Source organism: Pauljensenia sp. 20925_1_34, from assembly GCF_041432775.1.
Taxonomy (GTDB): Bacteria; Actinomycetota; Actinomycetes; order Actinomycetales; family Actinomycetaceae; genus Pauljensenia.
The window spans coordinates 20,313-27,553 of record NZ_JAPWAG010000031.1 but is presented as its reverse complement, the minus strand read 5'-3'; the positions used below and the strand labels follow the sequence as shown (position 1 = coordinate 27,553).

6 protein-coding genes are annotated in these 7,241 nt (G+C 67.4%); 1 reads left to right on the top strand and 5 read right to left on the bottom strand.

All coding sequences use genetic code 11. The features are described 5' to 3' along the window. Positions 1-338 precede the first annotated feature (338 nt). The 3 genes from O3669_RS09615 to O3669_RS09605 all read right to left on the bottom strand — a co-directional run bounded on the left by O3669_RS09615 (position 339) and on the right by O3669_RS09605 (position 3,963). Positions 339-1,778 (bottom strand): class II 3-deoxy-7-phosphoheptulonate synthase, encoded by a 1,440-nt coding sequence (locus O3669_RS09615; protein ID WP_295918708.1) that lies wholly within the window; start codon positions 1,776-1,778, stop codon positions 339-341. A gap of 10 nt (positions 1,779-1,788) precedes the next feature. Beyond that, positions 1,789-3,006, bottom strand: a complete 1,218-nt coding sequence (locus O3669_RS09610; protein ID WP_295967215.1) for a pyrophosphate--fructose-6-phosphate 1-phosphotransferase — start codon at positions 3,004-3,006, stop codon at positions 1,789-1,791. A gap of 141 nt (positions 3,007-3,147) precedes the next feature. Then, positions 3,148-3,963 (bottom strand): 1-acyl-sn-glycerol-3-phosphate acyltransferase, encoded by an 816-nt coding sequence (locus tag O3669_RS09605; protein WP_295918704.1) that lies wholly within the window; start codon positions 3,961-3,963, stop codon positions 3,148-3,150. A gap of 58 nt (positions 3,964-4,021) precedes the next feature. Between O3669_RS09605 and O3669_RS09600 the strand changes: the two genes are divergently transcribed. After that, positions 4,022-5,755, top strand: coding sequence for an exonuclease domain-containing protein (locus O3669_RS09600; RefSeq protein ID WP_371524513.1), 1,734 nt, complete (start codon positions 4,022-4,024; stop codon positions 5,753-5,755). Between the two features lie 12 nt (positions 5,756-5,767). Here the strand turns inward: O3669_RS09600 and trpD are convergent, their stop codons facing one another. Beyond that, complete coding sequence (gene trpD / locus O3669_RS09595; RefSeq protein WP_371524512.1) at positions 5,768-6,823, bottom strand: anthranilate phosphoribosyltransferase; 1,056 nt, start codon at positions 6,821-6,823, stop codon at positions 5,768-5,770. Then, the gene (locus O3669_RS09590; RefSeq protein WP_295918697.1) at positions 6,820-7,215 is read right to left on the bottom strand and encodes a hypothetical protein; all 396 of its coding nucleotides are present in this window, start codon (positions 7,213-7,215) and stop codon (positions 6,820-6,822) included. The genes trpD and O3669_RS09590 overlap by 4 nt, the downstream gene beginning before the upstream one ends. Between the last annotated feature and the right edge of the window lie 26 nt (positions 7,216-7,241).

The following is a 7,241-nucleotide window of genomic DNA, read 5'->3' as shown; positions in this document are numbered from 1 at the left end:
CTGTCACCTGGGCCCGACAGGTGGTCGCACTAACCCTTTCATGCGCAGCTGGACCCGACACGTGGAGCATGGGCACCCCCGCCCACACTCCACCCATAGGGTTAACGTGCGCATCCAAGGGCCCAGGTATCCACCCATCGGGCCGAACATGCCATCCAACAGCGGGACGAGCCCGGGTACCACAACATGTCCTTCAGCCCCACATCGGCACCGTGGTCCGCCGGGCACACCCCGCCCGCCGCTGGCATGTGTCTGATGCTCACGCCGCCGCTAGCACAAACGACATCCCGGCCTCGTCCATTACGAACGAGGCCGGGATGTCGTCATGTGCCCCGGGCTCACTCCACGTGAGAGGAACCCTTCGCCAGATACTGGGCGACCTGGAAGGCCATCTCCAGGCTCTGCTGGTGATTCAGGCGCGGATCGACGAGGGTCTCGTAGCGGTCGCGCAGCGACTGTTCGTCGATGCGTTCAGACCCGCCGATCACCTCGGTCACGTCGTCGCCCGTGAGCTCCACGTGCAGGCCGCCGGGAACCGTGCCCGAGGCCTCGTGCGCCTCGAAGAAGCCGCGGACCTCGTCCATGACCGTCTCAAAGCGGCGCGTCTTGTAGCCGGTCGAGGACGTGATCGTGTTGCCGTGCATCGGGTCCGTCATCCACGTGATCGGACGACCGTCCTCCCGGGCCGCCTCAAGCAGCGGAGGCAGCGCCTCGCGGATGCGCCCCGCGCCCATGCGCGTGATGAACGACAGGCGCCCATCCTCACCGTCCGGGTTCAGCCGATCGATGAGCGAGAGCATCTGATCGCGCGTCGTGGACGGACCAAGCTTGACCCCAATCGGGTTACGCACGCGAGACAGCAGCTCGATGTGAGCGCCCTCCTCCTCGCGCGTGCGCTCCCCCGCCCACAGGAAGTGAGCGGACGTGTTGTAGGGCTCGCCCGTGCGCGAATCGATGCGCGTCATCGCGGACTCATACTCCAGGAGCAGGGCCTCGTGCGACGAATACAGGTCCACGTCGCGCAGCGTCTCAAAGTCGACGCCGGCGGCACCCATGAACTTGATCGCGCGGTGGATGTCTTCGGCCAGCGACTCGTAGCGCGCGTAGGCCGGGTTCGACATGAAACCCTGGTTCCAGCGGTGCACCTGACGCAGATCCGCGTATCCGCCCTTCGTGAAAGCGCGGATCAGGTTCAGCGTCGACGCCGCATGGTTATACAGGGACAGGAGGCGCTGCGGGTCGGGCTCGCGCGCCTCCGGGGTGAACTCAAAGGAGTTCACCGCGTCGCCGCGGTAGCTCGGCAGCGTCAGGCCGTCGCGCGTCTCCAGGTCGGAGGAACGAGGCTTGGCGTACTGTCCGGCGATGCGGCCGACCTTGATGACCGGCAGGGACGCGCCGTAGGTCAAGACCACGGCCATCTGCAGCAGCGTCTGGATCTTCAGGCGCACGTGATCGGCAGTGGCCTCCGCGAACGTCTCCGCGCAGTCTCCGCCCATCAGCACGAAGGCCTCGCCACGCGACGCCGCACCCATCCACGTGCGTAGGTCATCGACCTCGCCCGCGAACACGAGGGGCGGCTGACGGCGCAGCTGAGCCGTCACCTCGGCTACGGACTCGGCATCCGCGTACGAGGGTTGTTGGGCAGCGTCCAGGCCGCGCCACGTGTCCCAGGGAGCGCGCTCCCCGGACTCGGGCGACCACAGACGCTCGGGGACGCGGCGGGAGCGAGGCTTACGCACAGGCTCGCCGCCGCGTCCGGGAGTGATCGAAGGAATCACGCGAAGCGACTCACTCGCCAGCCGGCTCGACGCTCTGGCCGATTTCGGCCATCATCTCGAGGAACCACGGAGCCGAGATGTCGAAGGGCTTGCCGCCCGCGATGCGCGGGAACGGGATGGCCTTCAGACGATCGTTGTCCTCTTCGTCGTGACCGATGACGCCGGACTCGCCCTTGAACGCGCACTCGACGGCCAGGTCGGTCATCGACTTGATGAGACGCAGGTCGTCGGCGTTGGCGCGCGAGGAACGCGAGAAGTAGCCGGACTTCTGAACCATGACCTTCTCGGCGTCAATCTTCTCGGCGAACTGCTTGGCGAACCACTGGCCGGGGTTGATCGTGTCGAGCTTGACGTGGCCGAAGGGGTCACGCTGGACCTCGCCACCGGCAGCCTCGATCTCCGCGATGATCTCGGGGACGCCAGCGCCCTCGGACAGGAAGATGTTGACGTTGCCCTGCTCGTCCATGATCGCCTTGAGGCGCTTGGCCTCGGCGTCCAGGTCGATCTTCATCTCGGGCAGGAAGATGGCGTGGATGTCCCAACGCTCCTTCGACAGGCCGATCGAGGGCACCCACTCCTGGGTCTTGAGCCACTCGTGGTAGCGCTGCGAACCGGCGGCGGTCAGCCACCCGCAGTGACGGCCCATGATCTCGTGGATGATGAGCATGCGGGGGTTGGAACGGTGCTCGCCGATGACGTTCTGGGAGTACTCCGACACCTCTTCAGCGGCGGTCCACGCGCCCAGGGACTGGCGGATCGGCACCACGTCGTTGTCGATGGTCTTGGGCAGGCCCACGACGGTCAGGTGGTAGTCGTGCTCCTCCAGGTAGGCAGCAAGGTCGGCAGCCGTCGTGTTGGTGTCGTCACCACCGATGGTGTGCAGGACATCAACGCCGTCAGTGCGCAGCTGCTCGGCAGCCTTCTGCAGCGGATCCTCATCCTCGGCGACGAGGCCGCGCTCGACCAGGTTCTTCTTGTTCGTCAGCTTGACGCGGGAGTTGCCGATCGGCGAACCACCGTAGCGGTGGAGGACGGCAGCGTGCTTACGCGCCTCCTCGTCCACCAGCACGTAGTTGCCGGTGAGCAGGCCGTGGTAGCCGTTCTGGTAAGCGATGATCTCGACGGAGGGATCAATCTCGTTGTAGCGCTCGATGAGTCCACCGACGGCGGAGGACAGGCACGGGGCGAAGCCACCTGCGGTCAGCAGGGCAACACGACGGACCGACATGAATGTCACCTTTCTCAGGTTGGTTAGGTACGGGCCCGCGCGTGAGCGCAGGGCATGACCATTCTACCCGCGCGATCCTTCGTTGCGCCAAGGACGCCCGTCCCACGGAACGATGCTGAAGCATCGTCCCGCGAGAGGCGATTACTTGGAGGAATCCTCCTTGTTCTCCTCCTCCGACGGTTCTTCTTCGGGAGCGGTCGGCACGGGCACGTCGGGTGCGGTGCGTCCGCCGGGTGCGGGGCGGCCGTTGGACGGAACGGGTCCCTCGAAAGCTCCCTCGGCGGCGAGCTGTGCCTTCACGTCGGCGGCGTACAGGTCGACGTATTCCTGGCCCGACAGGAGCATCAGGTTGTACATGATCTCGTCGGTGATGGCGCGCAGGACGTAGCGGTCCCTGTCCAGGCCGCGGTAGCGTGAGAAGTCGAGGGGCTCGCCGATGACCATGCCGATGTTGGTGCGCGAGGGAATCCTCTGCCCGATCGGCTGGGCGGTGTGCGTGCCGATCATGGCGACGGGGATGACGGGGGCGCCGGACAGGAGCGCCAGGCGGGCCACGCCGGTCTTGCCTCGGTACAGGCGGCCGTCGGGGCTGCGCGTGCCCTCGGGGTAGATGCCGAAGAGCTCGCCCGAGCGCAAGCGCTTCAGGCCGGCGTTGAGCGCGCTCTCGGAGGCGCGTCCGCCGGTGCGGTCCACGGGGATGGTGCCGACGGCGCGCATGAATTCCTTGGTCATCCAGCCCTTCACGCCCGTGCCGGTGAAGTAGTCGGCCTTGCCCATGAAGACGACCTCGCGGTCGAGCATCATCGGCAGGAACACGGAGTCCCACACGGCGTTGTGGTTGGAGGCCAGGATCGCCGGGCCTTCGGCGGGGATGTTCTCCTTGCCGCGAATCCAGGGATGGTACGCAGCCTTCAGAATGGGGCTACCGGTCGCTTTGAGTGCCTGATAGAACGCCACTGTGACTCCTCGGTTGTCAGCGGGCGCGCGGGCGCGCGTTCGAATTAGTATCAACTCTATGACGAAAGAGACTCACGTGCGCAATTGTTCGGAAAGCATCGCGCCCGTGGAGTCTGACAAACGCTATGCTCGCGAGCTCGTTTCTGACACATTGTCTCGTAGTGCGAGACCCGAACTGCAGCTGAGCTTGGATGCTGTCGGCACCCCGGCCTCGGGCGGGCACTGGGTGGTTGTCGACCTGGAGACGACGGGCCTGGGGGCAGGCGCTGAGATCACGGAGATCGGTGCGGTTCGGGTGAGAGGCGGGCGCGTTGCCGACGAGTTTTCGTCGCTGGTTCGCCCGCTCCAGCCGATCCCTCCGTTCATCACGTCGCTGACGGGCATCACGCCCGCGATGGTCGAGGACGCCGACCCGATCGGCCCGGTCCTGGAGCGCTTCATCGAGTGGGCCGGTCTTGAGGGCGAGGAGGCGCCGGTGCTCGTCGCGCACAATGCCTCCTTCGACGTGGGTTTCTTGCGCCGCGCCGCGCGCGCCTGCCAGCGTCCCTGGCCTCGCGTGCGCGTCGTGGACACGTTGGCGCTGGCCCGCCTGGCCCTGCCGCGCCCGCTCGTGCGCAATCACAAGCTGGGCACGATCGCCTCGTATTTCGGCACGTCGACCACTCCGGAGCACCGTGCGCGAGGGGACGCGCGCGCCACGGCCGAGGTCTTGCTCGGCTTCGTCGCTCTCCTGTCCTCGGCGGGGGCCACCGACGTCGAAGACCTGATCGCGCTCAGCGACGCAGCCCCCTCGCGCAGGCCAGCCACCCCCGACTTCGTTGCGACGCTGCCGACTTCCCCCGGCGTCTATCACTTCGTTGATGCCGCGGGCGATGCGCTCTACGTCGGGTCGGCCTCGTCCCTGCGCTCGCGCGTGGGCAGCTACTACACGCGCGCCGAGAAGCGCACGAAAGTCCAGCGCATGGTCTCCCTCTCCTCGGGGGTGCGCCATTTCCCCACCGCCTCCGTGCTGGAGGCGCGCGTGCGCGAGCTGCGCGACATCGCGACCCTGGCTCCCCCGTACAACTCTGCGTCCAGGCGCCAGGCCAACCAGCACTGGGTGGTGCGCGAGGGCAACCGGGCAGTGGTTGTCCCCTCCGTGAGCCTGGCGGATCTGCCCCGCGCGCTGGGCCCCTTTGGCACGCGGGCGCACGCCACGCGAGCCGCGAACGCGATCGGCCGGGTCGTTGCAGAGGCAACCGGGACGCAGAGTGCCGACCTCATCGACGAGGCCGTGGCTGCGTCCTCGCTCACCGTTCCCGACGCGCTCACCGCCGTCATGGCGCGCCTTGCCGCTCAGGGACTCTTCGAACCCGCAGCGCGAGCGCGCGACGAGCTCAGCGCCTACATGGCGGGGGTTGAGCGAACGACGATGCGCCCGGTCCTGTCCGCTGCGCGCATCGTATGGGGCACGCGCAGGGACGGCGGCGAACCCGGCTGGCTCGTGCACGTGGCGTCCTACGGGCGCTATCTCAGCTCGCTCGTGGTTCCCCCGCACACCGATCCCACCGCGTGGATCGAGGTGGCGAGCGCGACAGAGCCGCTGACCGTCGACGGGCAGGCCGGAAAGGCCGCATCGTGGGCCGAGACGGCTCTTATCTGCGCGCAGCTGAGCGAGGCGGGTACGCGCCTGATCGAGTGGGATTCTCCTCTGCCGTGGGCTCAGCCCACGATGAGCCCGCTGCGCGACGGGCGGCTGCGTGAGCTCCTGGCTCAGGCAACCGCCCATCCGTATGATCGCTTGCGCGCCTGAGCGCGCCGCATGTCAGCTGTTGGAGGCCTGCGCCCAGCGTTCAACCAGGCGCGCTCCTGCGCCGTCGGCCAGGGCCGCTTGAGCCCGCCCGACCGCGTCGCGCATGCGCGCCTCGAAAGTATCCGCAGACAACGGGTGGTCCAGGCCCTCCCAGGCCAGGATGCCCGCACCCACGTTGAGGGCCACCGCGTCGCGCACGGCGCTGGATCCACCGCCAGCCAGGACCTCGCGGGCCACGGCGGCGTTGTCGGCGGCCTCGCCGCCTGCCAGGTCCTCGATCGAGGAGGAGGCCATGCCCAGGGACTCACGGGCGTCGAAGGCAACCTCGCTCACCTGCCCACCCGAGACGATCCAGATCTGATTCGAATCGGCGGTGGTCAGTTCGTCCAGGCCGGTGGTCGCGCCGCGCAGGACCAGGGCGGACAGGCCACGGGAGGCGTACACGCCGGCCATGAGACGCGCGTTTTCTTCCTTGGCCGCACCGATCGCGCAGGCCTGCACCTTCGCGGGGTTGGTCAGCGGTCCCAGCACGTTGAAGGCCGTCGGGAAGCCGAGCGCGCGGCGCACGGGGGCGGCGAAACGCATCGACGGGTGCATCTTGTTGGCGAACAGGAAGGCGATACCGACCTGGTCGAAGATGCGGCGCAGATCGGCTGGCTCCACGTCCAAGTTGACGCCGAGGGCCTCGATGACGTCCGCGGAACCGGACTTCGAGGTGGAGGCACGGTTGCCGTGCTTGACCAGGGGAATACCCATCGATGCCGCGACAATCGCGGACATGGTCGAGATGTTGACGGTCTTGTAGCCGTCTCCGCCGGTGCCGACGATGTCGAGAGCGCGGCTGGGCAGGTTGACGCTGGCCGCGTGATCCTGCATGCCGTCGGCCAGGCCGTGAATCTCCTCGACGGTGGCGCCCTTGATCGCCATAGCGGTGAGGAAGGAGGCCAGGCGAGCCTCGCCGAGCTCGCCGCTCATGACCTGGTCCATGAGCCAGTACGACTGGTCGTAGTCCAGCGCTTCACCGGCGATCAGGGTGGCGATGATCGGGGCCCAGTCCCGGTGGCTCATCGGGCAGCTCCACGCAGCACGTCGGCGACCGTCTCCTGAAGGATGATCGGGTCGATCGGATCCGAGACCGTGGCGGCTGCGCCGGCCCAGGTGGCCAGCCATTCGTCCTGCGCGCGGGCGGTCAGGAAGATGATCGGGGGAACGTCCTCGCGGGTCTCTTGAAGGTCCTGGGCGACCGACATGCCGCCCTCCTTCTTCGTCTCGGCGTCGAGGATGAGTGCCGCAAAATCCTGCTGGTCGAACGCGTCGCGCACGCCGAAGCCGGTGGCTGTTTCCACCCATTCGATGCGGGGCGTGTCCTTGGAAGCACGCACACCGACGCCGTTAATAACGGCGGCGCGCTTGTCCTTGTCGTCGCTGAAGACCAGGATGCGGACGGTTTCTTCACTCATGGAAGTTCTCCTTGCGTATGTGGCGT

What these genes read in the sequence shown, in the direction of transcription:
- O3669_RS09610 (WP_295967215.1), bottom strand. Translation starts at nt 3,006, where the DNA reads ATGTCGGTCCGTCGTGTTGCCCTGCTGACCGCAGGTGGCTTCGCCCCG.
- O3669_RS09600 (WP_371524513.1), top strand. Translation starts at nt 4,022, where the DNA reads ATGACGAAAGAGACTCACGTGCGCAATTGTTCGGAAAGCATCGCGCCC.
- O3669_RS09590 (WP_295918697.1), bottom strand. Translation starts at nt 7,215, where the DNA reads ATGAGTGAAGAAACCGTCCGCATCCTGGTCTTCAGCGACGACAAGGAC.
- trpD (WP_371524512.1), bottom strand. Translation starts at nt 6,823, where the DNA reads ATGAGCCACCGGGACTGGGCCCCGATCATCGCCACCCTGATCGCCGGT.